Source organism: Gordonia sp. CPCC 205515 (genome assembly GCF_048537925.1).
In the GTDB taxonomy this organism is placed as follows: domain Bacteria; phylum Actinomycetota; class Actinomycetes; order Mycobacteriales; family Mycobacteriaceae; genus Gordonia.
Genome location: NZ_JBCLVJ010000004.1, coordinates 177,984 through 202,538, shown reverse-complemented (window position 1 = coordinate 202,538; position 24,555 = coordinate 177,984). Strand labels below are relative to the sequence as shown.

At 65.2% G+C, this 24,555-nt stretch carries 25 protein-coding genes and 1 pseudogene; 14 read left to right on the top strand and 12 right to left on the bottom strand.

Translation table 11 applies throughout. From position 1 onward, the window contains the following. The first annotated feature begins 149 nt into the window (after nt 1-149). Both AAFP30_RS06150 and AAFP30_RS06145 read left to right on the top strand, forming a co-directional pair. A complete protein-coding gene (locus AAFP30_RS06150) occupies nt 150-1,331 on the top strand; it encodes a cytochrome P450 (RefSeq protein ID WP_419228986.1) in 1,182 nt (393 codons plus the stop codon). Beyond that, on the top strand, nt 1,328-2,140 hold the full coding sequence (locus AAFP30_RS06145; protein WP_419228985.1) for an SGNH/GDSL hydrolase family protein: 813 nt from the start codon (nt 1,328-1,330) through the stop codon (nt 2,138-2,140). Before AAFP30_RS06150 ends, AAFP30_RS06145 begins: the two co-directional genes overlap by 4 nt. A gap of 1 nt (nt 2,141) precedes the next feature. Here AAFP30_RS06145 and AAFP30_RS06140 read toward each other — a convergent pair whose 3' ends face one another. Then, a complete protein-coding gene (locus AAFP30_RS06140) occupies nt 2,142-2,843 on the bottom strand; it encodes an NUDIX hydrolase (protein ID WP_419228984.1) in 702 nt (233 codons plus the stop codon). Nucleotides 2,844-2,939: 96 nt separating this feature from the next. Here AAFP30_RS06140 and AAFP30_RS06135 point away from each other — a divergent pair, with 96 nt between their 5' ends. The 7 genes from AAFP30_RS06135 (at nt 2,940) to AAFP30_RS06105 (ending at nt 9,984) form a co-directional block, all read left to right on the top strand. Beyond that, the gene (locus AAFP30_RS06135) at nt 2,940-4,211 is read left to right on the top strand and encodes a vWA domain-containing protein (protein WP_419228983.1); all 1,272 of its coding nucleotides are present in this window, start codon (nt 2,940-2,942) and stop codon (nt 4,209-4,211) included. A 70-nt stretch (nt 4,212-4,281) separates the two neighbouring features. Continuing rightward, nucleotides 4,282-5,745 (top strand): ADP-ribosylglycohydrolase family protein, encoded by a 1,464-nt coding sequence (locus AAFP30_RS06130; RefSeq protein WP_419228982.1) that lies wholly within the window; start codon nt 4,282-4,284, stop codon nt 5,743-5,745. A gap of 119 nt (nt 5,746-5,864) precedes the next feature. Beyond that, the gene (locus AAFP30_RS06125) at nt 5,865-6,722 is read left to right on the top strand and encodes an amidohydrolase family protein (protein WP_419228981.1); all 858 of its coding nucleotides are present in this window, start codon (nt 5,865-5,867) and stop codon (nt 6,720-6,722) included. An 11-nt stretch (nt 6,723-6,733) separates the two neighbouring features. Beyond that, nucleotides 6,734-7,702: a ketopantoate reductase family protein gene (locus AAFP30_RS06120; RefSeq protein ID WP_419228980.1), complete on the top strand. Its 969-nt coding sequence runs from the start codon at nt 6,734-6,736 to the stop codon at nt 7,700-7,702. Between the two features lie 91 nt (nt 7,703-7,793). After that, nucleotides 7,794-8,657: an amidohydrolase family protein gene (locus AAFP30_RS06115; RefSeq protein ID WP_419228979.1), complete on the top strand. Its 864-nt coding sequence runs from the start codon at nt 7,794-7,796 to the stop codon at nt 8,655-8,657. 78 nt (nt 8,658-8,735) lie between these two features. Then, on the top strand, nt 8,736-9,212 hold the full coding sequence (locus AAFP30_RS06110; RefSeq protein ID WP_419228978.1) for a glutathione peroxidase: 477 nt from the start codon (nt 8,736-8,738) through the stop codon (nt 9,210-9,212). Between the two features lie 301 nt (nt 9,213-9,513). Further along, nucleotides 9,514-9,984 (top strand): hypothetical protein, encoded by a 471-nt coding sequence (locus AAFP30_RS06105; RefSeq protein ID WP_419228977.1) that lies wholly within the window; start codon nt 9,514-9,516, stop codon nt 9,982-9,984. A 145-nt stretch (nt 9,985-10,129) separates the two neighbouring features. Here AAFP30_RS06105 and AAFP30_RS06100 read toward each other — a convergent pair whose 3' ends face one another. From AAFP30_RS06100 to AAFP30_RS06090, 3 genes are read right to left on the bottom strand one after another with little or no spacing between them, the layout of a single operon-like run. Beyond that, on the bottom strand, nt 10,130-10,396 hold the full coding sequence (locus AAFP30_RS06100; RefSeq protein ID WP_419228976.1) for a WhiB family transcriptional regulator: 267 nt from the start codon (nt 10,394-10,396) through the stop codon (nt 10,130-10,132). 24 nt (nt 10,397-10,420) lie between these two features. Further along, nucleotides 10,421-10,918 (bottom strand): HNH endonuclease, encoded by a 498-nt coding sequence (locus AAFP30_RS06095; RefSeq protein WP_419228975.1) that lies wholly within the window; start codon nt 10,916-10,918, stop codon nt 10,421-10,423. Between the two features lie 54 nt (nt 10,919-10,972). Beyond that, complete coding sequence (locus AAFP30_RS06090) at nt 10,973-11,098, bottom strand: hypothetical protein (protein WP_419228974.1); 126 nt, start codon at nt 11,096-11,098, stop codon at nt 10,973-10,975. 219 nt (nt 11,099-11,317) lie between these two features. On the opposite strand from AAFP30_RS06090, the gene AAFP30_RS06085 reads away from it, so the two are divergent. Beyond that, complete coding sequence (locus AAFP30_RS06085) at nt 11,318-12,175, top strand: DNA-3-methyladenine glycosylase family protein (protein WP_419228973.1); 858 nt, start codon at nt 11,318-11,320, stop codon at nt 12,173-12,175. 42 nt (nt 12,176-12,217) lie between these two features. After that, the gene (locus AAFP30_RS06080; RefSeq protein WP_419228972.1) at nt 12,218-13,048 is read left to right on the top strand and encodes a sulfurtransferase; all 831 of its coding nucleotides are present in this window, start codon (nt 12,218-12,220) and stop codon (nt 13,046-13,048) included. 1 nt (nt 13,049) lies between these two features. Here the strand turns inward: AAFP30_RS06080 and AAFP30_RS06075 are convergent. Continuing rightward, nucleotides 13,050-13,214: pseudogene (locus AAFP30_RS06075) on the bottom strand (excalibur calcium-binding domain-containing protein); the annotation flags it as partial. 323 nt (nt 13,215-13,537) lie between these two features. Between AAFP30_RS06075 and AAFP30_RS06070 the strand changes: the two are divergent. Next, nucleotides 13,538-14,005 carry a polyketide cyclase gene (locus AAFP30_RS06070; protein ID WP_419228971.1) on the top strand — a complete coding sequence of 156 codons (468 nt, stop codon included), beginning with the start codon at nt 13,538-13,540 and terminating at the stop codon, nt 14,003-14,005. Then, nucleotides 13,998-14,195 carry a hypothetical protein gene (locus AAFP30_RS06065; protein ID WP_419228970.1) on the top strand — a complete coding sequence of 66 codons (198 nt, stop codon included), beginning with the start codon at nt 13,998-14,000 and terminating at the stop codon, nt 14,193-14,195. The genes AAFP30_RS06070 and AAFP30_RS06065 overlap by 8 nt, the downstream gene beginning before the upstream one ends. Here AAFP30_RS06065 and AAFP30_RS06060 read toward each other — a convergent pair. The 7 genes from AAFP30_RS06060 to AAFP30_RS06030 form a co-directional block, all read right to left on the bottom strand. Next, nucleotides 14,179-15,339: a helix-turn-helix domain-containing protein gene (locus AAFP30_RS06060; RefSeq protein WP_419228969.1), complete on the bottom strand. Its 1,161-nt coding sequence runs from the start codon at nt 15,337-15,339 to the stop codon at nt 14,179-14,181. The two genes, AAFP30_RS06065 and AAFP30_RS06060, sit on opposite strands and share 17 nt — an antisense overlap. Nucleotides 15,340-15,345: 6 nt before the next feature. Next, nucleotides 15,346-16,356: a helix-turn-helix domain-containing protein gene (locus AAFP30_RS06055; RefSeq protein ID WP_419228968.1), complete on the bottom strand. Its 1,011-nt coding sequence runs from the start codon at nt 16,354-16,356 to the stop codon at nt 15,346-15,348. 129 nt (nt 16,357-16,485) lie between these two features. After that, the gene (locus AAFP30_RS06050) at nt 16,486-17,172 is read right to left on the bottom strand and encodes a hypothetical protein (protein WP_419228967.1); all 687 of its coding nucleotides are present in this window, start codon (nt 17,170-17,172) and stop codon (nt 16,486-16,488) included. Between the two features lie 8 nt (nt 17,173-17,180). Continuing rightward, nucleotides 17,181-18,584 (bottom strand): glutamate decarboxylase, encoded by a 1,404-nt coding sequence (locus tag AAFP30_RS06045; RefSeq protein ID WP_419228966.1) that lies wholly within the window; start codon nt 18,582-18,584, stop codon nt 17,181-17,183. Between the two features lie 51 nt (nt 18,585-18,635). Then, complete coding sequence (locus tag AAFP30_RS06040; RefSeq protein WP_419228965.1) at nt 18,636-20,600, bottom strand: YhgE/Pip family protein; 1,965 nt, start codon at nt 20,598-20,600, stop codon at nt 18,636-18,638. Nucleotide 20,601: 1 nt separating this feature from the next. Then, nucleotides 20,602-21,366 carry an ATP-binding cassette domain-containing protein gene (locus AAFP30_RS06035; RefSeq protein ID WP_419228964.1) on the bottom strand — a complete coding sequence of 255 codons (765 nt, stop codon included), beginning with the start codon at nt 21,364-21,366 and terminating at the stop codon, nt 20,602-20,604. A 60-nt stretch (nt 21,367-21,426) separates the two neighbouring features. Further along, nucleotides 21,427-22,710, bottom strand: coding sequence for an amidohydrolase family protein (locus AAFP30_RS06030; RefSeq protein ID WP_419228963.1), 1,284 nt, complete (start codon nt 22,708-22,710; stop codon nt 21,427-21,429). A gap of 541 nt (nt 22,711-23,251) precedes the next feature. On the opposite strand from AAFP30_RS06030, the gene AAFP30_RS06025 reads away from it, so the two are divergent. Beyond that, nucleotides 23,252-24,373, top strand: a complete 1,122-nt coding sequence (locus tag AAFP30_RS06025; protein ID WP_419228962.1) for a linear amide C-N hydrolase — start codon at nt 23,252-23,254, stop codon at nt 24,371-24,373. The last annotated feature ends 182 nt before the right edge of the window (nt 24,374-24,555 follow it).

The following is a 24,555-nucleotide window of genomic DNA, read 5'->3' as shown; positions in this document are numbered from 1 at the left end:
ATGGTGAGACATGACCAGGCTGCTTGTCACGCATAAGCCCATGTAGATCGCCACCGGTGAGATGCAATGAGCCGGATGGTGAACCGGATCGATGTCGACTTCGTCCGCAACCCTTGCCGATCGCTTACCCCTTCGGCAAACCTGTTCTGGTGCACGACCTCCACAATCCGTACCCATATCTTGCCTCTCTGCGGGAGACCTCGCCGGTCGCCCAGGTGGCCGATTCGTCGTTCTATCTGGTGACGTCGTGGGACCTGGTCGCCGAAGCGGTGTCTCGGCCGGCGGACTTCTCGTCGAACCTCACGGCGACGATGGTGTGGAATCCGGACGGAACGGTGTCCGCCTTTCCCGTCGCCGAACTCGGATCGCCGATCCACGCCTTGGCGACCGCCGACGATCCGGCTCATCGCCGGCACCGCACCATCGTGATGCCGTCGCTGACCGCGAAGAGCATCCACGGCCTGACACCGTTCATCACCACGCGGCTCTCAGAACTGTGGGACAAGGGTTTGCGCGACAACACCATCGACTGGGTGACCGCTGTCGCACAACGTCTCCCGATGGCCGTGGTCGCGGAATTCGTCGGCCTGCCGACCTGCGACATCGATACGCTGATCCGATGGGCCTTTGGCAGCACCGTGCTACTCGACGGCGTTGTCAGCGCCGAGAATCTCTCGGCTGCTGTCGAATCCGTCGGCGAGATGGCCACGTACCTCGCCGACGCCCTCGCCCACGAGGTGCGCCATCCGCACGACACCGCGATCGGCAACCTCGCCCAGCACGTTGTGGCCGGCGCCATCGACCAGGACACCGCGGTGATGATTCTCATCCAATTGGTCACGGCCGGAGCCGAATCCACCGTGAGTTTGCTGGGCAGCTCGGTCTGGCTGTTGGGACACAATCCCCACGTCGTAGCCGGGCTGCGAGCCGATCGCCGGCTGGTGCCGCGGTTCGTCGAGGAAGCGCTGCGTCTGGAGTCACCGTTCCGCGGCCACTATCGGCATGTCACCACCGACACAACGCTGGGTGACGTTGCGTTGCAGGAGGGTTCGCACCTCTATCTGTCGTGGGCGGCGGCCAACCGGGATCCGGCCAGGTACGAAGATCCGGACACGATCCTCCTCGACTCCGAGAATCGCGGCAACCACATGGCTTTCGGCAAAGGCCTGCACCTCTGCGTCGGCGCCGCCCTCGCACGCCTCGAGGCAACCACCGCGCTGAACTTCCTCCTCGACCACACCCACAGCCTCGTCGTCGGCGGCGATGAACCACAATGGGAACGAAGCCTATTGGTCCGTCGACTCCGATCCTTGGAGGTAAGCATTCAATGACCGACGAGCGCAAGTTTCCGATGCCATCGACCATCCGCCACGTCGCAGCGCTCGGCAGCTCCTTCGCGTCCGGGCCAGGCATCGAACCTGTCGCCGACAAGGCGGCATCTCGCTCGGCACGCAACTACCCACATCTGATCGCGCAACGCCTGGGCGCCGACCTCACCGACCTCACCGTCGCGGGCGCGACCACCGACACCATCCTGCACCACCCGCAACGCATACTCCTGCAACGCTTTCCGCCGCAACTCTCCGGCCTGCCGACGGATGCCGACCTCGTCACGGTCACCGCAGGCGGCAACGATCTCGGGTACATCGGCACCATGATCGCACTGGCGTACCGCCACTGGCTGATTCGCCGCCGATTCTCCTGGCCCATCGGAAAGTTTCTCGCCCGCAACGGAGTTCCCACACCCGGCGCTGCAGCACTGGAGCAGGCCGCCACCAATCTGGTCGCCATCGTCGACGCCGTCCGACGACATGCACCCGATGCCCGCGTCGTCCTGGTCGACTACTTCACCGTCCTCGACGCCGACACCCCGACCTCCACCGAAGCGCCCTTCACTCCCGCCGAACGCAAGGCCTTCCGCGCGCTCGCCCGCGCCCTCGACGCCGTATTCGTCAACGCCGCTCAACGCAGTGGCGCCGAGTTGGTCACCGTGAGCCGACTCAGCACCGCCCACGGCCTCGGCTCAACCGAGCCGTGGATCCGGGGATTCGATCCGCGACATCCCGGTTGGTCGTTCCATCCGACGTTCGACGGGATGAGCGCGGTCGCCGACGCGGTGATCGAACTACTCGAGGGCTGACTCAGTCGTCAGCGGTCGGCAGTCGGTAGCCGAACGTCCGAGTGGGCTCACCTGTCGGCGTGTACAGGCGCGCCGGCCGGCCGCCCCCAACCCGGGTCGCCGGCTTCCCCGACCTGTCCACCTCGGGCGCCAGCATCGGCTCGACGCGACGGTTGAACGTATCCCGCATGAGCCGCCGCCCGAGCACCGCTTCGTGGAGTTCACGCAGGTCGGTCAGCGTGTAGGGCGGCCGCAGCAGATGGTCGGGATCGGGTTGGTCTTCGTAGCGTCGACGAAAACTGTCGGTGGCTGCTGCCACTATGCGGTCGTGGTCGTAGAGCAGATGCTCTCCGGATGCCAGCACGCCCTCGGGACTCAGTGGCTCCAGCTCGCCGACCGCCTGGCTCAGCTCGTCGGACGGCAAGGCCACGGAATGCGCGATCGAGATCGTCCACCCACGCGGATCTCGGTCAGGTTCGCTGAACACCTGCAGCAGGTGGGGGTGAACGTCGTCGGGGGATAGACCGAGCTTGAGCTCGAGCACCTCTCGGACCGTGTCGTCGACGGTGCGTCCCTCGCGGATGAACCGGCCCGGTAACGCCCGCCCGTTGTCGGACCCCTGTGTTACAACATGGATGCGGCCGTCGAGGACGGTCAGCACCGCAATATCGACGGCCACATTCGGCCGCGGATAGTCACTCAACCGCGCTGACGTGGCAGACACGACCACACCCTATGCGAGAAATTGCGCAAAGTGCTAATCTCAACTTTGCGAAAAGTCGCTTCGGTCAGATACCGGAGCGGAGAAAGGAGTTAAGAGGTGAAGTTCTCCGCCGCTCTGGATGTCAACGTCGTGGCCCATGAGGCCGCCGACGAAGTGACCGTCCTGCTCGAACTCGAGGCACCCGCGAGTGCCGTCGACACCGCACGGGCACCGAGTGCGCTGCAGATCGTGCTCGACCGCAGCGGATCGATGCACGGCGCACCACTGGAGGGCGCCAAGCAGGCGCTCGTCGCATTGGTGCAGCGTCTCGAGCCGACCGACGTCTTCGGGCTGGTCGTCTTCGACAGCCAGGCCGACGTGATCGTGCCCGCCGCCCCGCTGGCCGACAAGCAGGCCGTCATCGCGCAGATCAACGAGGTGGGTCCGCGGGGCTCGACCGATCTGTCGTCGGGCTACCTCCGCGGATTGCGCGAGATCCGTCGCGCCACCGGGGCCGCGGGCATCCGTGGCGGCACCATGCTGGTGATCAGCGACGGACACGTCAACGCCGGCATCGAGGACCCCGAGCAGATGGCCGAGATCGTCGCGACCGCCGCTGCTGCGCAGATGGTCACCTCGACGCTGGGTTACGGCCGCGGCTACGACGAGACGATGCTCACCGCGATGACCCGCGCCGGCAACGGCAATCACGTCTTCGCCGACGATCCGGACGCGGCCGCCGCAGCGATCGCCGGGGAGGTTGACGGCCTGCTGTCCAAGGTGGCGCAGGCGGTGAGCGTGACCGTGCAGTTCGAGCCGCAGGTGCAGTCGCTGCAGCTGTACAACGACCTGCCGGCGCATCAGATCGGTGACGGTCAGGTGATGGTCGAGCTCGGCGACTTCTTCGCCCAGGAGCAGCGGAAGTTGTTGTTGCGCTTGGGTGTCGATGGCCTACCCGCGCTGGGTCTGGCGCAGATCGCCCAGATCACACTGCAGTACGTGGAGATGCCCGACCTCGTCGAGCAGACCGTGACGCTGCCGATCTCGGTGAACGTCGTGCCCGGTGACGAACTCGGCGACCGCATGCCGGATCCGACGGTGCAGTCGGAGCGACTGTTCCAGGAGGCGCAGGCGATGAAGCTCAAGGCATCCCGCGCGTATGAGTCGGGTGACCGCCGCGCCGGCGACGCGTATCTCGCCGAGACCGTCGCCGGCCTCGCCGACGCCGATGCCATCGCCCCGGCCGGGGTGTCGAGCGCGATCCTCGCCGAGATGGCCGACGTCAAGCGCATGCGGGCGGAGTCGGATCGGAGAGACGCGAGCTACATGTCGAAGCGGACACGAGCGTCGTACCAAGCCCAGAATCGCAAACGCGGTCAGCAGCGGTAGCGCGTTGCCGGGCCGCTGACCCGACACCCGTGCACTCCCCTACGCCCCTGCCCCGAGCCCAAGGAGATCCATGATCACACTCACCCCCGCCCAGGTCGACCGCGCGGCCGGCGTGCTGCTCGCGACTGCCGCCGGTGACGCCCTCGGCGTCCCCTACGAGTTCGGGTCGGCACACCTCCCCGCCGCGGAAAGTCCGCAGATGCTGGGCGGCGGACTGGGCAACTTCGCGCCCGGTGAATGGAGCGACGACACGTCGATGGCGATGGCCATCGCCGAGGTCGCCGCGACGGGTGCCGACCTCACCACCGACGACGCACTCGACACCATCGCCGGCAACTTCCTGCGCTGGTTCGACGGCAACCCGCCGGATGTCGGCAACCAGACGCGCGCCGTGTTGGGGGCGACGCGCCGCCGTCTGCGCGCGGGCGAGGAGGGCGTGGGACGCATCATGCGCGAGGAGTCGTACGTGTTCGCTGCCGACCACCCCCGCTCGGCCGGTAACGGCGCCTTGATGCGCACCGCACCTGTCGCCCTCGCGCACCTGCACGACCGCGCGCACCTCGCCGAAGCCGCCCGTCTCGTCGCATCGTTGACCCACGCCGACGCGCTGGCCGGCGACTCCTGCGTACTGTGGTGCGAGGCCATTCGCCACGCAGTCCTCGACGGCGTCATCGACATTCGGGCCGGCCTCGACCTGCTGCCCACCAACCGGGTCGAGCAGTGGGCGCGGTGGCTCGACGACGCGTCGTCGAAGAGCCCGAAGTCGTTCACGCCCAACGGGTTCACCGTGACCGCGCTGCAGGCCGCAGCCGCCGCGATCACCCAGACCGAGACCCCCGACGACCTGGCCTGCCGCCACCTGCAACTCGCCCTGGAGGCCGCAGTACACATCGGCGACGACACCGACACGGTCGCGGCGATCGCCGGTGGACTCCTCGGCGGACGGTGGGGAGCGAGTGCGGTGCCGTGGCGGTGGCGACGGGCGGTTCACGGCTGGCCCGCCGACGAACGTCCCAGTGATGCAACCGATCTCATCCGGATCGCCACCCTGGCCGTCCGCGATGGCGCACCGTACGGCAACGGGTGGCCACTGACCGATGACGTCACGTACTCCGAGGACGCCTTCACCGATGTCGTGCCGCACCCGTTCGACGACGGCGTCCTCCTCGGCACACACGCGACCGTCGCCCATCACGCCGACGCGGTGGTATCGATGTGCCGCGTGGGTCGTCGGCAGCGATGTTTCGACGGCGCCACCGAGGTCATTGAGTCGCGTCTGCTGGACTCCGATGATCCGGCCGACAACCCGAACCTGCGCTTCGTGCTCGCCGACACCGCCGACGCGGTCCGCGGTCTACGTGCGGAGGGGAAAACCGTTCTGCTGCATTGCGTTGCGGGACAACAACGAACTCCGAGCGTGGCCGTCGAGTACGCCGCGCTGCTCGGACAGCCCGTGGACGCGGCGCGCGCAGCAATCGCCGCGGCGCTACCGAGCGCTCGAGGCCACGGGTTGCTCTGGACCTCGGCAGGGTGACGGGGCGAGCATCGGGACCCCCCTGATCCACCGCCCGACGAGCGATGAGACCCTACAACTAGTTGCTAAAGCGTACTAAAATGACCGGGGTCGCCGATCCTGGATGGAGGGGGACTCCGATGCCCGATCGCGTCGTCGACGCCCACATGCGGTTCTGGGACATGACCAACGGCTGGAATCCCGGCCTGCCCGACTACGCGGAGAGTGTCGGCACCCCCGAACTCCTGCAGACGTGCGGTCCCGCCGAGTATCGCCGGGACGCCGGCGACTTCCCGGTCGACAAGCTCGTGCACATCTCGTCGGCGCTCAGCCCGCGGTCGTACCTGGACGAGTTGCCCTGGGCCGCACAACTCGCTGAGCGCCAGTTCGAGATGCGGTACATCGGATCGGTCGACCCGAAGATGTCGGATGCGGAGATCGTCGGCGACCTGGACGCCCAACTGGCGATGAATCCCCACTTCGCCGGCATCCACGTCGTGTACGACTTCGCTCCCGACTCCGCAGCGGCAGCCACCACCATGAACTGGCTCAACGAGCACGACCTGATCCTCGAACTGGTCACCGACCCCTATGAGATCCCCGACTGGATCCAGGCGTTGAAACAATTTCCCGACCTCACCGTCGCGCTCGAACACACCGGATTCCCCTCTTCGACCGACGATGACGCGCACGCCGACTGGCTGTCCGCGATCACGAAGCTCGCCCAGGACACCGCGGTCCACTGCAAGGTGTCCGGACTGAGCATGACCACCCACACGTTCGAACCGGCCGCGCTGGCCCGGTGGATCGAACCGGCCATCGAGACCTTCGGCTGGGATCGGGTCATGTTCGGCAGCAATTTCCCGGTCAATCGCATCGCCGGCACCTACCAGGAACTCCAACAATCCTTCGACGCGGTCCTGGGCAACGAAAGCGCCGAGGACCAGGACCGGTTCTACGCCACCAACGCCATCAAGCTGTACGGCTTCGACGACTAACGGGCCACTCAATGCATGTCGTCATCTACGGTGCGGGCGCGGTCGGCGGTGTGATCGGCGCGCAACTGTTCCGCGCCGGGATTCCCACCACGCTGGTCGCCCGCGGCGCCCACCTGCAGGCGATCCGCGAGCACGGTCTGATCCTCGACGACGCCGACGGCCGACACGCGTTGCCGATCCCGGTCGCCGCCGATGCGTCAGAGGTGCAGTGGCGCAACGATTCTGTCGTGTTGCTCTGCGTGAAGTCACAGCAGACACCGGCGGCGCTCGATGACCTGTCAGCCCACGCGCCGTGGACCACACCCATTGTCGCGGCGCAGAACGGCGTCACCAATGAACGAGAGATCCTGCGGCGCTTCCCGAATGCCTACGGCATCTGCGTGATGCTGATGGGCCTGCACCTCGAGCCGGGTGTGGTCATCCAGGGTTCGTCGGCGGCGCCGGGCATCCTGGAGGTCGGCCGCTACCCGCGCGGCGCCGACGACGTAGCCATCGCCATCGCCACGCAGCTGCGGAATGCCGGATTCCCGGCGGAGGCCCGCGACAACATCATGGCGTGGAAGTACCGCAAACTCATCATGAACCTGATCAACGGAATCGATGCGTGCTTCCGCGATGACGGTGATGCCTACCGGACGCTGTTCGAGCGGGCATTGGCCGAGGGGTATGCGGTCCTCGCATCGGCCGGTATCGAGATGATCGACGACGAGACCGACCGCATTCGTCGCGCCGATCATCTTCAACGCCGCGACACCGGCGAGCAGAGCCAGGGCAGTTCCACCTGGCAGAGCGTCGAACGTGGTGCCGGCGACGTCGAAATCGATTATCTTGCAGGTGAAATCGTACTTCTCGGGCGAGAGTACGGAGTGCCGACGCCGGTCAACGAACTGGTGCAGCGGCAGACGACGCGCCTGGTGCGGGAGCACCTCCCCGCCGGGAGCCTCGACCCCGCCGACGCGCTCCGGGAGATCGATCGCTGAACCGCCCGCGTGAGGCTCGCTGACGCGTTATAAATAGTTGCGTACGCGTACAAAGAAGCCTGCCGTCGGCCACCGCGCGCAGAGGAGTTCCATGCCCGATCGCGTCGTCGATACCCACATGCGTTTCTGGGATCTGTCCACCGGCTGGTATCCGGCGATCTACAGCTACGCGGAGAGCGTCAACACACCGGAGCTGACCCAGGCGTTCGGTGTCGACGAGTATCTCGATGCCGCTGCCGACTTCCCGGTGCAGAAGTTCGTGCATGTCGCCGCGGCCACCACCGGCCGGTACTACCTCGACGAACTGAAGTGGATCTCCGGCCTGGCCGCCGACCGCTCCGTCGACATGCGGTTCATCGGGAATCTCGACCCCCGGTTGCCCGAAACCGACATCATCGCCGACCTGGACGCCCAACTCGCCATCGCACCCGATCTGGCCGGCATCCATGTCATCTACGATTTCGCTCCCGACTCGCCGGCCGTCCGTCCGGTCCTGACCTGGCTGAACGAGCACGGGCTCGTCTTCGATCTCGTTGCCCAACCCGACGAGGTCACGGACTGGCTCCGCGTCCTCGCACCCTTCCCCGACCTCACCGTGGCACTCGAACACACCGGATTCCCCACCTCACCCGACGACGACGTCTTCGCCGAGTGGCTGGCCGCGATCCAGACCTGCGCCCGTGATACCGCCATGTACTGCAAGGTCTCCGGCCTCAGTCTGGTCACCAACACCTTCGCAGTGGCCGCGTTACGAAGATGGGTGGAACCGGCGATCGAGACCTTCGGCTGGGATCGCGTCATGTTCGGCAGCAACTTCCCGGTCCATCGAATCGCCGGCACGTACGTCGAGCTCCAACAGGCGTATGAGGCGATCCTCGGTGATCAGCCACCCGCCGACCAGGACCGTTTCTACGCCGCCAACGCCATCAAGGCCTACGGCTTTGATGACGACTGACGTACGGCAACTCCTCATCTTCCGCGCCTCGTCGTTGAGTGATTCAATCAAGTCTGACGATGAGAAGGGGGACCCACCATGACCAACGCCTATGACTTCACCGCCAACGACATCGACGGCAACCCCGTCGACCTGAGCCTGTACAAGGGCAAGCCGCTGCTGATCGTGAACACCGCATCCAAGTGCGGCTTCACCCCGCAGTACGAGGGGCTCGAGGAACTGCAGAAGACCTACGCCGACAAGGGCCTCGAGGTACTCGGCTTCCCCTGCGATCAGTTCATGCACCAGGAACCGGGTGACGAGGAGGAGATCAAGAACTTCTGCTCCCTCACCTACGACGTCACCTTCCCGATGTTCGCAAAGGTCGAGGTCAACGGCGACGGCGCGCACCCGCTCTACAAATGGCTGCGCGAGCAGAAGTCCGGGATGCTCGGCAGTCGGATCAAGTGGAACTTCACCAAGTTCCTCGTGAACCGCGATGGCGAAGTCGTCGCTCGGTTCGCGCCAACGGCGAAGCCGGAAAGTCTCACCGGGGATATCGAGAAGGTGCTCTGAGCAGGGCTCAAACCAGCAACTCCCCCAGCCGCCGGCTGGGCGCACCCACCGCCGGTTGAGCGCGACGAGCGAGCGCAGCTGCCGGGCTGAGTAGCGGCGAGCGAGCCTGCGAGCCCGACGCGTATCGAAGTCGAGCCCGACGCTGGTCGAAACCCGGCCCGACCTCTCCCCCAATCGGTGGACCCCACATTCCCCCACCCAATCAACCACACAGCGGACTACGTACAGACCTCGAGCAGAGCAAAGTCATTGGTGTCGCCGGAACGAGAAGCGCCCCGGCCGAAACCTCGGAGGTCCGCTCATGAACACCACCACCCGCCGCCTCACCGCCGGAGTCCTCACCGCGGCAGCCGCCACCACGATCGCGCTCGGCGCGACCGGAGTCGCCAATGCCGGCACCATGCCGGTGAACCGCCCCGGCGAGCCGACCACCGCGATGACGATCACCAATCACACCAACCGCACCGAGTATCTGATCGGCGCCACCGCCGGACAGGGCGGCCGCTTCGTCAACGCGCCCCAGCGTGAACTGCGGCCAGGCGTCACCGAGACCATCACAGCGGTCTCCCCGTTCGGCAACTACCTGACCGTCAACGCCGCCTACCGCATCGGCGTCGGGGGCCCGACCGCGAACTACGAGATCGAGAACATGCACGGCAACACCAACACCGCGATGAGCGGCGTCTCGGGACCCCGCGCCAATCAGTACTGGATGAGCCACAACATCAGCTCGTGGTATCCCACCGTGAACGTCGGATTTCAACAGTGGTGAGTGGACCACCAATGAATCCGTAACGCCAGAATCCCCGCCTCGCTCCCCGGCAGGCGGGGATTCTTGGCGTCCACGCACCGAGTCGGCTCCTGCCATGACTGAGATCAGCCCGTATAGGTCGGGCTGATCTCAGTCACTGTCGGAGTTACTTCGCCCGTCCATCGACCAAACGCACCCCACCCCACACGCCGCTCATCCGATGTGCCCGACCCCAGCGCTCGCAGTCCACGCGGATCGGGCACAACGCGCACACCGCAGCCGCATGTACGAAATCCTCTGTGGGAAAGGGGAACCAGTCCTCGGGGTTCTCGCCGTCGGCGGCACAGAGGGCGCGCCGCCAGTTGACGTCGAACTCGGGAATGAGAATCCACGGCAACGGCACGGACAGGAGGTCGCTCTTCGACGTGGTCACCGCGATCCTCCTATCCGTACTCGGTCAACTCGTGGAATACCCCAGGGTGAACAACTCCCACACTTCCTTCTGATCCTGCGCCCACGGGTCGTAGACGAAGGGGGCGTGACGCAACGCCATCCCGGCCTGCCGTGGGGTGCGATTGGCCTTGAAACCGTTGCAGGACTTGCACGCTGCGACCTGATTACCGAACGTGCTCGGACCGCCCGCGGACTGGGGCACGATGTGGTCGACGGTGTCGGCGGGCCCATTGCAGTACGCGCAGATCCACTGGTCGCGGCGCAGAATGGTGGCCGACGACGCGTACGAATCCATCGACTTGCCCGCGAACGGCCGGTACGCGTCGCGTTTGATGGCGACGACCTGGTGGATCGGCAGCGCAACGCTCGGCGAATGCACCACCCGCACCAGCGGGGTGCCTTCAACGTTGCGGGCGACCTCGGTGGTCAACAGGACAGCCGCGCGCTGCCAAGTGACACGCGCCAGAATCTGCAAACCGGCATTGGTGACGAAAACGGTCATGGCTGAATCTCCTTGATACGACGACGAACTCTGCGTCACGCCGTCGACCGGGAGTCAGCCGAGGGCGGCGCAGATGCGAATGGTGTTGGTGATGAACCAGTGCGACTTCTGCAGCGTGGAACCTGAACGCAGACAGCTTGGTTCGCGGTCATATCGGTCCGCCGAATCAACGGTCGGCATGTGCGCCTCCTCCTTTCGATGTGTCGGTTGGTCGGTGCACAAGGCTAGACCGATCACCAATGCCTGTCCAGACATTTCCTGCGGGCTGTCCGACCACCACTCCATGGTCAACTTTGGACCCACAACGTGGAACAGCGACTCGGTTGTTCAACTTTTCATCCGCAAACACCCCTTCGTCGCATAGGCGACGGATAGTGTTCAACGGTCTACCGTCGAACCATGGCCACCACCACGATCACCCGCGAGGTCCTCGGCCCCTGGTCGCTCGACACCAGCCGCGAGTTCTGGGAAGGGTTCACGCCCTCGGCATTACGCGGAACCCAGGAGTCGGGTCGATTGTCGACGGTGTTCCGCGTCGACGCCGACTGGTCTGCGGCGTCGGTCATGGTGACCCAACACGACCAGACCGCGGAGATCGTCGTCGAGAGCGATGGTGATCTGAATGCCGCAGCCGCACAGGCGGCCCGGTTCCTCGCCCTCGACATCGATGCCCGAGCCTGGCCCGAGGTCGGGCAGCGCGACCCCGTCGTCGGGCGTGCCCAAGAGTCGCTACCGGGATTGCGGCCCTGTGGTTTTCACTCCGCGTACGAGGCCGCCGCATGGACGGTGCTGTCCCAGCGACTGCGCGTCGTGCAGGCCGCGAAGATCCGCGCCGACATCACCAGCCGCCACGGCGACAACGGCGCCTTCCCCGCACCCGACCGTCTCGCCGCCCTCGACCTCGATCTGCCCGGCCGCAAAACCGAGTACCTGCACGCAGTCGCCGACGCCGCCTTATCCGGCCGCCTCGACACCGCCCGCCTGCGTGACCTCGATCCCGCCGCGGCGATCGCGGAGCTGCAGCAGATCAAGGGCATCGGACCGTTCGCGTCGGAGCTGATCGTGCTGCGCGGCGCCAACGCTCCCGACTGGGTGCCCACCCATGAACGCCGTCTCGAAGCCGAGGTCGTCGAATTGTATGGAGCCGGCAAGACGGTGGCGGAGGTGTCGGAGGCGTGGCGACCCTTCCGGACGTGGGCATCGGTCTACCTACGCGCCGGACGCGAACACCGCACGCACGAGATCGGCGGCGTCTGAGCACAACCTGGACACCGCCGCCGTGGTCAGTACGGTGGCGGTATGACCACGCCGCACCTGATCACCGCCGACGTCCTGCACTCCCGCCTCGACGACTCGGCCCTGCGCATCATCGACGCCACCGTCCACCTGAGCTTCGACGACGACGGCCCACACATCGAGTCCGGTCGGCAGACGTACCTCGACGGCCACATCCCCGGCGCGGTTTTTGCCGATCAACTCGGCGCGCTGTCCGATCCGGCGGGCGAGGCACCCTTCGCCGCCGCCACCTCGGAGCAGTTCGCTGCAGCCGTCGGCGCCCTCGGAGTCGCCAACGATACGACCGTCGTTGTCTACGACACCACCAACAACATCTGGGCCACCCGACTGTGGTGGCAGTTCGGACTCGAAGGCTTCGACAACGTCCTCGTTCTCGACGGCGGCCTACGCGCGTGGACCGACGCCGGTTATCCCACCTACACCGATGAATCCACCAATGCGCCTGCAACATTCGTGACACACCGACGGCCCGAGCGGATCGCATCCACCGACGACGTGATCGCCGCTCTCGACGACCCAAAGATGTTGTTGGTCAACGCACTCGACCGGGATTCGTTCGCCGGCGGCCGCATCCCCGGCAGCGTCAACGTGCCCTTCCCCGAGCTCCTCGACGACACCGGGAAACTCAAGTCCCTCAACGAGTTACGCACGCTGTTCGACGAGACCGGCGCTCTCGACGACGCGGTCCGACCGGTCACCTACTGTGGCGGCGGAATTGCCGCCACCACAGCGGCATTCGCGCTCCAGGCGCTGGGCCGCAACGACGTCGCGGTGTACGACGGCTCGCTCAATGCCTGGACCGCGGACCCGGAGCGGGTGCTGGAGAAGGGCTGAGCTACTCGCACGCAATCCCATCGTGATCGCGGTCGAGGTGAGCGGCGTAGCCGTCCTGTCCGCGGTAGATCGGGGTGACGCCGGCGGCTCGCGCGGCGGTGCAGTTCTCGTAATAGGCGACGGGTGTAGGGGTGAACGGTAGCGGTGCGGCCTGCACAGCCACTGCTCCGCCCGACATCACCACCACGGCACCTGCTCCGGTCACCAATGCCCGCGCGAACTTCGTCATCGTCATCTCCTCATCGACAGAGCCACCGAGCCGGTGGCGCAAGCCGTCATCGACTCGCAGGAGTGACGCTATGGGCGGCACGAGGATGGACGTAGCGTAGTCGACTACCCAGAATCCCCGGGCGTCGCGCGTTCTCAGCCCAAGTAGTCGATCCCGGCAGCGGAGACACCTCCGTTACCTCCGCTACACCCGAATCACAGTCCCACGCACAATCCGCGGAGGGAGGCGCCCTACAGACAACTGTGACTACCGTGGATCCCATGGACGAACGCTTCGAGATTGAACGAGTCATCGACGCCGATCCCGAATTGATTTTCGGGCTTCTGGCCTCCCCGGATGGTCACGTCGCCATCGACAGCTCCGGGATGCTGCAGTACGCCCAGGGTGACAAGGTGACCGCCGTCGGTGACGAGTTCGTGGTGCACATGGATCGGGAATCGCTCAACGACCTCCCGATGGGCAAGTACGAGGTCCGCGTCATCATCACCGGGTTCGAGCAGGACCGCTGGATCGAGTGGACCATCGACGGCACGGTGCAACCACCGCTCGATCATCGCTACGGCTATCACCTCAAGTCCGGTCACGGCGGAACGCTGGTGTCCGCGTACTACGACTGGAGCCGCGTCCGCGACGATATCCGCGGCCGATTCCCGATCATCCCGGAGGCCGGTCTCCGCGCTACTCTGGGCATTCTGGCGCGGACGGTGGAACCGCACCCGGGTGCGTGACGTTTTCGTAGTTCTGGCCGGCGTGGTGGCTGTCGCCGCCGCCGGCTGCGCACTCACCGCCGCCTATGTCTATCTCCGCAACAACAACGGCCGCGCCGAGGCCGAACGCCGCGCCCGACGATGGCTGGTCGCCACCGCAGTATTCGGAGTGAGTGCCGTCGTACTACGTTTCGTCACCCTTCTCGCGTGACAGCTTCTGCCCGGTCCAGCACCTCGAATTCCTCGGTCGCCGACAAATCCACCGCCTCCCCGGGAATTCGGTGCCCACCCTGCTCGGACATACCGCGGGCCCGGAACTCTGCCGGTGTCATCCCGTAGACCGCGCGAAAACGGTTGCGCAGGGCGGACGCCGAGGCGAATCCGGTGGCCGCGGCAATCTCCACTACGCGCATCTGCGGCCGGTCGATGAGCAGGTCGCGCACCTCCGCGAGGCGTCGTTCCGCAATCATCGCCGCCAGGGACTCACCCATGCCGGAGAGCTGCCGGTACATCTGGCGACGACTCAGATGGAGCTCACGGGCGACCGTCTCCGGGCCGAAGTCCGCATCGTGAAAGCCGCGGTCGATGATCTCGCGTGTCCGCTCCACCACCGTCTGGGTTGTGGCGCCGCGACTGTAGGTCTGCAGAGTCTGCTGCACCACAATCGATCTCACCAACCGAAGCACGGCATCCTGGGCGGCGGAGTCGGCAGCGTCGGACATCGCACGTGCGGTGTTGCTCTGTGCGAATCGACGGATGAAGGTCGTGGCGACCCGAACAAGAGCGGTGTCGGAACATACCGGACGCAATCGTCGTAGCCGATCCGGCATGTCAGAACCGAACGCGGAGAGCGGAATACTGATCTGGGCGCTGTCACAGACCGTGTCCACCGAGATATCCCCGGGTATCAGGCTGCTCAGCAGGACGAGCTGTCCGGCACGGAACGGCACCTGACGGCTCGATCCCACGGACACGCGACCGGGCGTCGAGAAGATCAACAGAGTGAGATCCGCGTCCGCAGACTCCTGCACGTCCCGCGACGTGCGGGTCACCGTACACGGTGTGGCGAGACAGTTGACGGCGGTGATCATCCCGACCTGCCGCGAGTGTGTCAGGGCTTCAAAGGCTTCCGGCTCCGACGCGGTCGTCGGCAGGGGTGCGCGGAACTCGGCCAGGCCTCGTCGGCCCCGGAATCGGCGCACCGCATCATTGGAGTCGGCGACCACGAACCGGGCGCGCCATCTCTCCACCCGATCGCGATCGAGTCCCGGAACGCTGGCTGCGGAGGCCAGGTAGGGCGGAACCGCGTGCGGCGCAACGACTTGACGACGTGGTCCGGTACAGATCTCGGTCACCGCGATTCACTCCTCACCCGTTGCGGACAGCGTCATCGACCGCCGATACTCGTCCGGGGTCATCCCGTACTTCGCGCGAAATCTGTTGCGCAGGGTCGCAGTCGACGAGAACCCTGCCGACAGGGCGATACCCTCCAACCGAACTCGCTCTGGTTGAGCGAGCAGCGTCCGCGCCCACTCGAGACGACGGTCCCCGATCATCTCGGCCAGCGACCGGTCCTCGCCTTCCAGCCCGCGATAGAGCTGCCGCCGGCTGATGTGGAGGTGTCTGGCGACCGACGCCGCCCCGAAGGCCGGGTCCCGGAAGTTGCGCTCGATGAGATCGACGACGGCTTCGCGGACGAACAGCGGATTTTCCCGCACATCGGTGGTCGACTTCTCCTGCTCCAGCATTGCGCGGACCGCATCGATGACCGCCAACTCGGTCTCCAGGTCGGCGTCGACGCCACCGATCGCCACATCCCGCGCCAGCCGCACGACAAGACTGGCGCAGGCTCTGCTCAGCACGGTGTCCGGGACGACCGGCGGCACGGTCGCGCCGGCCGCGATGTCACCGCCCAACGACTCGGTGGGAATCCAGACCCCAGTCTCGTCCGACGTACCGGGGGTGGTCACGTCATAGGGGTATCGGAAGTCGGTGATCGTGAGTTGTCCGGGTCGAGAGGTGAATTCGCGGCCGTTCGCGGTTCCGGTGGTGTATCCCATCGTCTGCACGGTGAGGACGAGAAAATTCGAGGGGTACTCGATGATGAGGTCTTCGGTACGGCGTAGCCGAACCGCGTTCTGCAAGAGACAGTAGGTGAAGATCCGAGACAGGGGTCGCCAATACAGCAGTTGCTCGAAGTCGTCGGGTTCTGGGGACTCGAGGTCGACGAACGCCGCGTACTGGTCGATGCCGCTGCGTCCACGACTGCGGAGCAGGCGGGATCGATGCGGACCCAGCTCCCCTTCCCGCCCATTCATCCGCCGCCACTGGTCGACGACGACCGGGTCGAGTCCGGACCCAGGCACGCTCACGTGCAGCCCTTTCGTAGGTGGCCCCCACCGCTAGACAAATAATTTCATCGTTCGCGTCCCTAAAGATGGGTCCAAAGGCCCAATCCACCTCGAACCGCCACAAATGTTTTTTTGGCCTGGGCAGGGATTTCACGGGGAGTCTCGTCCCGCGAGTGCGGGCAGCACGATCAGTGACGCGACAAAGAAGCACAGCGCGCCGATGAAGGTGCCGAGGTTGGCCAGCACCGCGTCGACGGTGACGCCGCTGGTGGTGATGTAGGCGCCGACCGCCGACACCCCGAACGCGATACATCCGAGCAGGTTGATCTGACCCGACCACCAGTCCCGGCTGGTCGGAGCCCACAGGCGGTCGCCACGGGCATAGGCGATCAGCACACAGAAACCGCTGATGAGGAACGCCACCGATCCCTCTGCGTTGGGTGTCCACACGAGATGTTTCTGCGCGGCGACGGTGTGCGCCTGCAACGCCGCCCCGGTACTCACGTTGAACAGCAGGGTGCCGAAGAACTGTGTCGCCGCGGCCAGCCACTCGGCGCGCACCATGGTGCCCGGCGCGTAGGACACCGGTACGGTGACCGCCCCGGCGGTGATCAACTGGATGAACGCTGCCCCGGTGAAGAACCAGGCGCCGGTGAAGAAGCAGATGTTGGCCGCCGACGCCCCCATCAGGCTCCCGAGGCCGGGCGCCGACCCGAGGGCGAACAGTGCCGAGCCGATCATGAAGCCCACGCACTGTTTCGTCAGGGTCGGTGTCAACACCCGACTCGTCCACGCGGGAGGCGGGTCGTAGACGACTCCGGCCGTCGCGTCAGTCATCACGCTCCTCAGTGATGGAAGTGCGAGCCGGACTGCTCCCGCGGCAGCGGCGCTTCCAGGTTGTCGAGGAACGCGACCTCGCCCTCGATGTCGCGGAGCAGGGCGTTGGCGAGGTCACGGCTGAGGCCGGCACGAACGACGATGCGCTGCAACGTCATGTCGGGCAGGTCGTCGGCCATCGGGTAGGCCGGCACCAGCCAGCCCTTCATCCGCAGCCGGTCCGACAGGTCGAACAGAGTCCATTTGTCGGTGTAGCCCTTGGTGAGTCGCCACGCGAACACCGGAATGGTGTCGCCCTTGCTGACCAGTTCGAACGGGCCGATCTTCGCGATCTCCGACGACAGATACTGCGCGACGTCGAGCGATCCCTGCTGCACCTGCCGGTAGCCCTCGCGGCCGAGTCGCAGGAAGTTGTAGTACTGCAGCAGAACCTGCGCACCGGGCCGGGAGAAGTTCAGTGCCAGGGTGGGCATGTCGCCGCCGAGGTAGCTGCAGTGGAACACCATGCTTTCGGGCAGAGCGTCGGTGTCGCGCCACACGATCCAGCCCAGACCCGGGTAGACGAGGCCGTACTTGTGTCCGGAGGTGTTGATCGAGACGACGCGGTCGACGCGGAAGTCCCACTCCAGTTCCGGTTGGCAGAACGGCGCGATCATGGCACCCGACGCACCGTCGACGTGGATCTTGACGTCGAGACCGGTCGACTCCTGGATCTCGTCGAGCTTCGCCGCGATCTCCTTGACCGGCTCGTAGAGCCCGTTGTAGGTGACGCCCAGAATGGCGACGACGCCGATGGTGTTCTCGTCGACATACTTCTCGAGTTCGTGGCCGTCGAAGACGAAATGCTCCTCGCTGACCGGCACCCACCGCGGTTCGACCTCGAAGTAGTTGAGGAACTTCTCCCAGCACACCTGCACCGCGGTCGAGAGCACCAGGTTGGGCTTCTCGATGGACTTGCCCTCGGCCTTGCGACGGGCCTGCCAATGCCGTTTGAGCGCAAGGCCACCCAGCATCGCCGCCTCCGACGACCCGATCGTCGACGTGCCGATGGCGTTGTTCACGTCGGGGTTGTGCCACAGATCGGCCAGAATCCGCCAGCAGCGGTCCTCGATCGCCGCGGTCTGCGGGTACTCGTCCTTGTCGATCATGTTCTTGTCGTAGGTCTCGGCGTAGAGCTTGCGTGCCTCGTCGTCCATCCAGGTGGACACGAACGTCGCCAGGTTCAGCCGGGCGTTGCCGTCGAGCATCGCCTCGTCGTGCACGATCTGGTATGCCGTCTCCGGCAGGCTCATACCGTCGGGGATGGTGAACTTGGGCAGTTCGGTGGCTTCGCCGGGGCGGACGAAAACCGGGTTGAGCGTGAGCGTGTCACCGATGTTGGTGGTCGCACGAGCATTGGTGTGGTTGGCCATGATGTCCTCCGTGATAGGTGGGTGAGAATCGTTGCGAGATAGGGTGTGCGGCTACACCTCGACCGGTGGGTAGAGGCGGTCCATGTTGTACTGGCGGTTACGGTGCGCCGCCCAGGTCGAGATGGCCAGGAAGACAACGGTCAATACCGAGAGCACCGCCACGGCGATCCACAATCGGTGGTCGACGCCGCCGACGGTGAGTTGTCGTAATCCGTTGACGGTGTACGTCATCGGGTCGACCCAGTGGATGTACTGGAACGGTTTGGTGGTGGTCTGCACCGGATAGATGCCGCCGGCCGAGGTGAGCATCACCATCAGGAAAGCGAGTGTCGTCACCCTGCCCACTGCGGGTCCGAAGACCGCGTTGAACATCTGGATCATCGCCAGGAACACCGCGACCATCAGCAGCATGAACCCGAAGGTGGCGATCGGATAGGCCGGGCGCAGACCCACCGCGAACACCACCACCAGGTACAGGATCGACGCCTGCAGGAACCCGACGAAGAAGGTCGGCGCAAACGACGCGAGCACCGCCCGCAGCGACCCGAGTCCCTGAGCGATCGGGCGGGATTGCAACGGGGTGAACAACATCCACGCGATGATGCTGCCGACGAACAATGCCAGTCCGAGAAAGAACGGGGCGAACCCGGTGCCGAACGTCTTCGCCTCATTCAGGGTGTTCTCCTGCAGCGCAACCGGTTGCGCCAGCGTGTTGGCCAGCGCGTCCTTCTGGTCCTGCGACCAGTGCGGCACCGCCTTGACACCGGCATCGACCTGACCGGCGAGTTCCCCGGTGCCGTCGGCCAATTGCTGGGTGCCGGCCGAGAGCTGGTTGGCGCCGTTGCTGAGTTCGACGAGACCGGTGCTCAATTGGTTGGCACCGGAACTGAGTTCGTTGGCGGCGCCGCGAGCCGCGACGATGTCGGTACGCAACTGTCCGCTCTCCAACAACCCCAGCGCAGTCCGGACCGGACTCTGCGAGTTACCGAGTTGTTGGGTCAGCGCAACCGAGTCCGTCCGCATCTGGGTGAGCTGGTTCGTCGCGTCGGGGCCGAGACCCTCGGTACGCAAGAAACTCTGGACCGGAGCCAACGCGTCGGCGAGCCGCCGGATGTTGGGGTCAGGACTCGCGCGTAGTTGGGTGGCGACGCTGGTCACGGCCTGCGAGGCCTGCGATTGCGTGTTGCTCGCAGCCGTCAACTGGGTTGCGACCGTGGACGTATTGGTTCCCACCCGGCTGACAAGAGCGGTGAGTTCAGCGGCGCTCAGCCCATTGTTGGCGGAGTTGTCGAGGGCGGCAAGGACGGGATCGGTGGCGCTGATCACCGCGTTGTCCAACTCGGTCAGGCCGCCGGCCAACTGCGCGGAGCCGTTCTTGGCGGTCACCAGGTTGGTGGCGAGTTCGTCGGCACCGGTGTTCGCCTGTTGCATACCGGTATTGAGCTCATTGACACCCGCCTGTGCCTGCTGCAGTTTCGGCATGAGGCCGGTGACATCGTTGATGACGATGTCGAAGGTGGTGGCCCCGACCTGAGAACTGACCTTGTTCACCACCTGCTCGGCAGCGTCCTGCCCCATCACCGTGGACAGATAGTTGTTGGCGTCGTTGTAGGTGAAGATCAGTTGCGCCGACCGGGCATCGCCACTCGCGGGCGAGGCCACGTCCTCGCTGAAGTCCTGGGGCAAGGTGATCGAGAAGTAGTACTTGCCGTGTTCGACACCGTCTTTGGCCTCGTCCTCGGACACCACGTGCAGGTCGAGCTGCTTCGACGCGATCAGTCCGTCGGCCACCTGCTGACCCGCGTTGAGAGGTTTGCCCTGCACGGTGGCACCACGGTCGGCGTTGACCAGGGCGACCGGGATCTTGTTGACCGCGTCGAACGGATTCCAGAACGCCCACAGGTACAGCGCGCCATACATCAGCGGCATCAGGATGATGACGATCAACGCCAACCGCGGCATCGTGCCCCGGTAATACCGTTTGAAGTCGCTGCCCGGCGAGAAAGCGGCAAGCATGTCAGTAGGTCCGTTCCTGTTGTTCCAGCATCACGAACTCGTTGTCGGTGAGGTTCTCCACGCGGATCGCCTCCCGGACACCGACGTCGGTGTGCACTCCGTTGACATCGGCGGTGATGACCGTCTGGTCACGTCCCAGTACGACGAGGCGCTCCAGCAGGATTCGGGTGCTGTCGTCGCGGGCGAGGCGATCCACCCCGCCCACGACGAGCAACGGTGGGCGCGCCACGTTGGCCAGCGCGATCCGCAGCAGGGTCGAGGTCAGCTCGGGCAGTTCTTCGACGAAGGCGTCCATCGACGGCAACGCGAGATCCCCGAACACCGGCCCGCAGATCCGTTCCAGATCTTCCTGCCGCGACGGTCGCACCCACTTGTACCACGGTGCGTGCCAACGGATTTGCTCCGTCACCACATCACGCACCCGGATCGCCTGTTCGATGCCGTCGACCTCGTCGATGTCAGCGATCGCCGCCCGGCTGAACAGATGCCGCGCGGCATTGCTGCGGCCGAACGCGGTCAACGTACCCGACGTCGGCTTCATCCGCCCAGCCAGCGTCAGCAGCAGCGCGGTTCGTCCACGGCCTCCCGCGCCGACCAGCACGGTGACCCCGCCCTCGGCGACCCGCAGATTGGTGGGGCCGAAGATGTGGCCCCAGGAGGCGCGCACCGAGATGTCCTCGGCCACCAGCAAAGCGGTGTCGTCGCCGACGTCGAGGGGCACCGGGGCGGTCACCTCGTTATCCGACCAATCGTCGGTGATACTCATCGTTACTCCCTAGACGTCGTCGCACGCGCAGCACAGGTACCGGCAGGATGCCGCCGCCGGCTATAGCGTGTTCTTGAAGACGTTGCCGCCCTTGATGATCAGCTTGAGATTCTGCTCCGGATCGGACAGCAGGGAGATGTCGTCGAGTGGATCCCCGTCCACCAGAAGGACATCCGCCCACGCCCCGGGTGCGATCACGCCGAGCCGCGCGGACCCGTACGGGTTGCGGTCGCCGGCCATCTCGAAGAGTTCGGCGTTGCCCGAGGTGAGCATGCGCAACGCTTCGGCGTTGGAGTAGAACTCGCCCATGCGGGCGGCCATCACGCTCTGTCGCGCAGCCGATTCCGGTTCGAGCAGCAGGTCGGTGCCGAACGCGACCTTCACGCCGTGCTTCTTGGCCCAGGTGTAGACGTCTTCGGTGCCATGGCAGATCTGCCGGTTCTTGTCCGCGCGATCGGGATCCGGGTAGTGGTGGTCGTCCTCGGCGAAAGGCTGCATCGACAGCCAGATCCCCTTCTCCCCGATGAGCGCGATGGTGGCTTCGTCGGCGAGGTGCCCATGTTCGATGGACCGCACACCGGCCTCGATGGCGCGGGTGATGCCCGGCACGGTGTAGACGTGGGTGGCCACATACGTGCCGTAGTCCTCGGCGGCCTGCACCGCCGCACGCATTTCGTCGGGCGTGAACTGCAGGGTGTACAGGGGGTCGTACATCGACGCGGCGCCACCGCCGATGGTGAGCTTGATCTGTGAGGCACCCTTGCGCAGTTGTTCGCGGACGGCGGTGAGTACGCGCTCGACACCGTCGACGGTGCGGGTGAAGCCGATGGAGTCGGTGCGGCTGGGCCCACCGCCGAACGCATAGGGGGTCTCGTAAACGAACGCGAAGTCGCCGTGACCGGAGGTCTGCGAGATCATCGCCTGGCTCGGAAAGATCCGTGGCCCTTCGAAATCGCCGCGGTCGATGACGGTCTTCAGGGGTGCGGTGTCGCCACCCATGTCGCGCACCGAGGTGAAGCCGCGGTGCAGCATCCGCTTGGCTTCGGCCAGCGTGTTGGCGACCAGCAGACCCGTCGCCCCCATCACGAAGTCGATGTAGCTGTTGGCGTTACCCATCAGGTGCACGTGCGCGTCACTCAGACCCGGCATCAAGAACCGTCCGCCGCCGTCGATCTCGACGGTGTCCTGGCCGGGTGCGCCGCCGACGGGAGAGTCCGAGACTGCGGTGATCCGGTCGCCGTCGATCAGCACGTCCCGCGCATCGACGGCGGAGTCGGAGAGTCCGTCGAACACCCGGACATTGCGAATCACCAATCGCGGCTTCGCTGTAGCACCCTCTGGCATGAGCAGAAAGCTAGGTGACGGCGACCAAAGTGTCCACGCGGTTGCGGTGCCATGGCCAGACATCACCCTCGCACCGCAGCACAACGCACACGTCTCTTGCGATCACGCCGAGTACGACGACGAAAACCGCTGCTAGACCGACACTTCTCCGGACCTGAAGCGCACTCCGTCGATCTGACATCACCGCTTCTCGGGGGAATCAATAACCCTTGATAATAGGAAGAGAAGTCAGCATTCTCTGTTCGATGAGAAATTCTGCGCCAAATATGACGTGGTTATGGCACAAAATGGGTGCCGCAATCGCCGCCACTTCGACGTCGACATCCGTGCGCATGGCACAGAATTGCACCGCACACGGCACGAAGCACGCGTGATGTGACATCGGGATGGTCATTTGTCGCGATTGGTGCTTCAGTAAGGGAGTTGACCACACAGGGTCCCCAGCGCTGTTCAGCTTATGCCGGATAGCCTCGTTCATTCGGCTGCACTATTGCCCGACGGTCGCTCCACTTGCTCCCACAAAGATGAAAGGTTCAACACAATGTGCACTCGTGTCATGTGGCCAGACGCCAACGGGTCGGTCATCGTAGGCCGGAATATGGACTTCCATCAGGATCTCCACACCAACCTGTGGAAGCTTCCGCGCGGTATCAAGCGCGACGACCGGGTCACCGGCAAGCTCGAATGGACGGCCAAGTACGGAAGCGTCATTGCCGGCGTGTACGACCTGCTGTCCACCGACGGCATGAACGAACGCGGACTCGGCGGACACATCCTGTGGTTGGCGGAGTCGGAGTACGGAACGCCCGACGACTCCAAGCCGCAGCTGGCGATGTCGGTGTGGTTGCAGTACTACCTGGACAACTTCGAGACCGTCGGTGAAGCCGTGGCGTGGACGGAGAAGAACCGGCCGCAGATCGTTCCGATGGCCGACCCGACGGGCCACAGCAAGCCTGCGCTCCACCTGGCCATCGAGGACGCGGGCGGCGACTCCGCGATCTTCGAGTACATCGACGGCGAAGTCCGGATTCATCACAGCCGCGACTACCTGGTGATGACCAATTCACCGACCTACGATCAGCAGCTCGAGCTGGTCACGAAGTACGAGGGTCTCGGTGGCGAGGACCCGCTCCCCGGCACGTGCCTGGCCTCGGACCGCTTCGCGCGCGCCCTCTATTACGTTGGGGTGCAGCCTGAACCGACCTCGCAGCTGCAGGCGATGGCGGCGATGCTCAGCATCATCCGCAATTGCGCCCAGCCCTTCCGTAACCCCGAGCCCGGCAAACCCGATGCGTCGCAGACACTGTGGCAGGTCGTGCTCGACCTGACCAACATGCGCTACCTCTTCGAATCCACCACCCGACCCAACACGGTGTGGGTCGACCTCGAGAACCTCGACTTCGCGGAAGGCTCCGGCGAGGCCAAGTTGGATCTGATCGGCACACTCGCACTCGAGGGCGGCATCGCCGGTGAGGTGCACAAGCATTTCAAGAAACACCACAAGTTCCACATTGTCTCGATCGAACAGGCCAAGCTCATCGGCGAGGTCGTGGCGAAGGCGACCACGGAGATCAAGAGTGTGACAGAGCCGTTCGAGGAACAAGAGCAGAAGCTCCAAGAGCTCATTCAGAACGAGCTCGCGTCTTTCGTGGCCGCCGAATAGGTTGCCCGCGGCGGAATCGCAACTCGCCGCTCGCCCATGTCGCAAACGCATTTGTCAACGGTTGATTCCGAATTGTGTCGTTCTCGGGGAAAAGGTCTGCACCAGGTATCGAACTGATCTACCGCCATCAGGCGCTGGGATAAATCGGTACGTTGGTACCTAAAGACTGGTGAGAGCGAACA

Coding starts and splice junctions, on each gene's coding strand:
- AAFP30_RS06125 (WP_419228981.1), top strand. CDS start 5,865: ATGCCCGATCGCGTCGTCGACGCCCACATGCGGTTCTGGGACATGACC.
- AAFP30_RS06130 (WP_419228982.1), top strand. CDS start 4,282: ATGATCACACTCACCCCCGCCCAGGTCGACCGCGCGGCCGGCGTGCTG.
- AAFP30_RS06045 (WP_419228966.1), bottom strand. CDS start 18,584: ATGGCCAACCACACCAATGCTCGTGCGACCACCAACATCGGTGACACG.
- AAFP30_RS06035 (WP_419228964.1), bottom strand. CDS start 21,366: ATGAGTATCACCGACGATTGGTCGGATAACGAGGTGACCGCCCCGGTG.
- AAFP30_RS06105 (WP_419228977.1), top strand. CDS start 9,514: ATGAACACCACCACCCGCCGCCTCACCGCCGGAGTCCTCACCGCGGCA.
- AAFP30_RS06090 (WP_419228974.1), bottom strand. CDS start 11,098: ATGCCGACCGTTGATTCGGCGGACCGATATGACCGCGAACCAAGCTGT.
- AAFP30_RS06030 (WP_419228963.1), bottom strand. CDS start 22,710: ATGCCAGAGGGTGCTACAGCGAAGCCGCGATTGGTGATTCGCAATGTC.
- AAFP30_RS06120 (WP_419228980.1), top strand. CDS start 6,734: ATGCATGTCGTCATCTACGGTGCGGGCGCGGTCGGCGGTGTGATCGGC.
- AAFP30_RS06145 (WP_419228985.1), top strand. CDS start 1,328: ATGACCGACGAGCGCAAGTTTCCGATGCCATCGACCATCCGCCACGTC.
- AAFP30_RS06085 (WP_419228973.1), top strand. CDS start 11,318: ATGGCCACCACCACGATCACCCGCGAGGTCCTCGGCCCCTGGTCGCTC.
- AAFP30_RS06050 (WP_419228967.1), bottom strand. CDS start 17,172: ATGACTGACGCGACGGCCGGAGTCGTCTACGACCCGCCTCCCGCGTGG.
- AAFP30_RS06110 (WP_419228978.1), top strand. CDS start 8,736: ATGACCAACGCCTATGACTTCACCGCCAACGACATCGACGGCAACCCC.
- AAFP30_RS06070 (WP_419228971.1), top strand. CDS start 13,538: ATGGACGAACGCTTCGAGATTGAACGAGTCATCGACGCCGATCCCGAA.
- AAFP30_RS06095 (WP_419228975.1), bottom strand. CDS start 10,918: ATGACCGTTTTCGTCACCAATGCCGGTTTGCAGATTCTGGCGCGTGTC.
- AAFP30_RS06080 (WP_419228972.1), top strand. CDS start 12,218: ATGACCACGCCGCACCTGATCACCGCCGACGTCCTGCACTCCCGCCTC.
- AAFP30_RS06025 (WP_419228962.1), top strand. CDS start 23,252: ATGTGCACTCGTGTCATGTGGCCAGACGCCAACGGGTCGGTCATCGTA.
- AAFP30_RS06040 (WP_419228965.1), bottom strand. CDS start 20,600: ATGCTTGCCGCTTTCTCGCCGGGCAGCGACTTCAAACGGTATTACCGG.
- AAFP30_RS06115 (WP_419228979.1), top strand. CDS start 7,794: ATGCCCGATCGCGTCGTCGATACCCACATGCGTTTCTGGGATCTGTCC.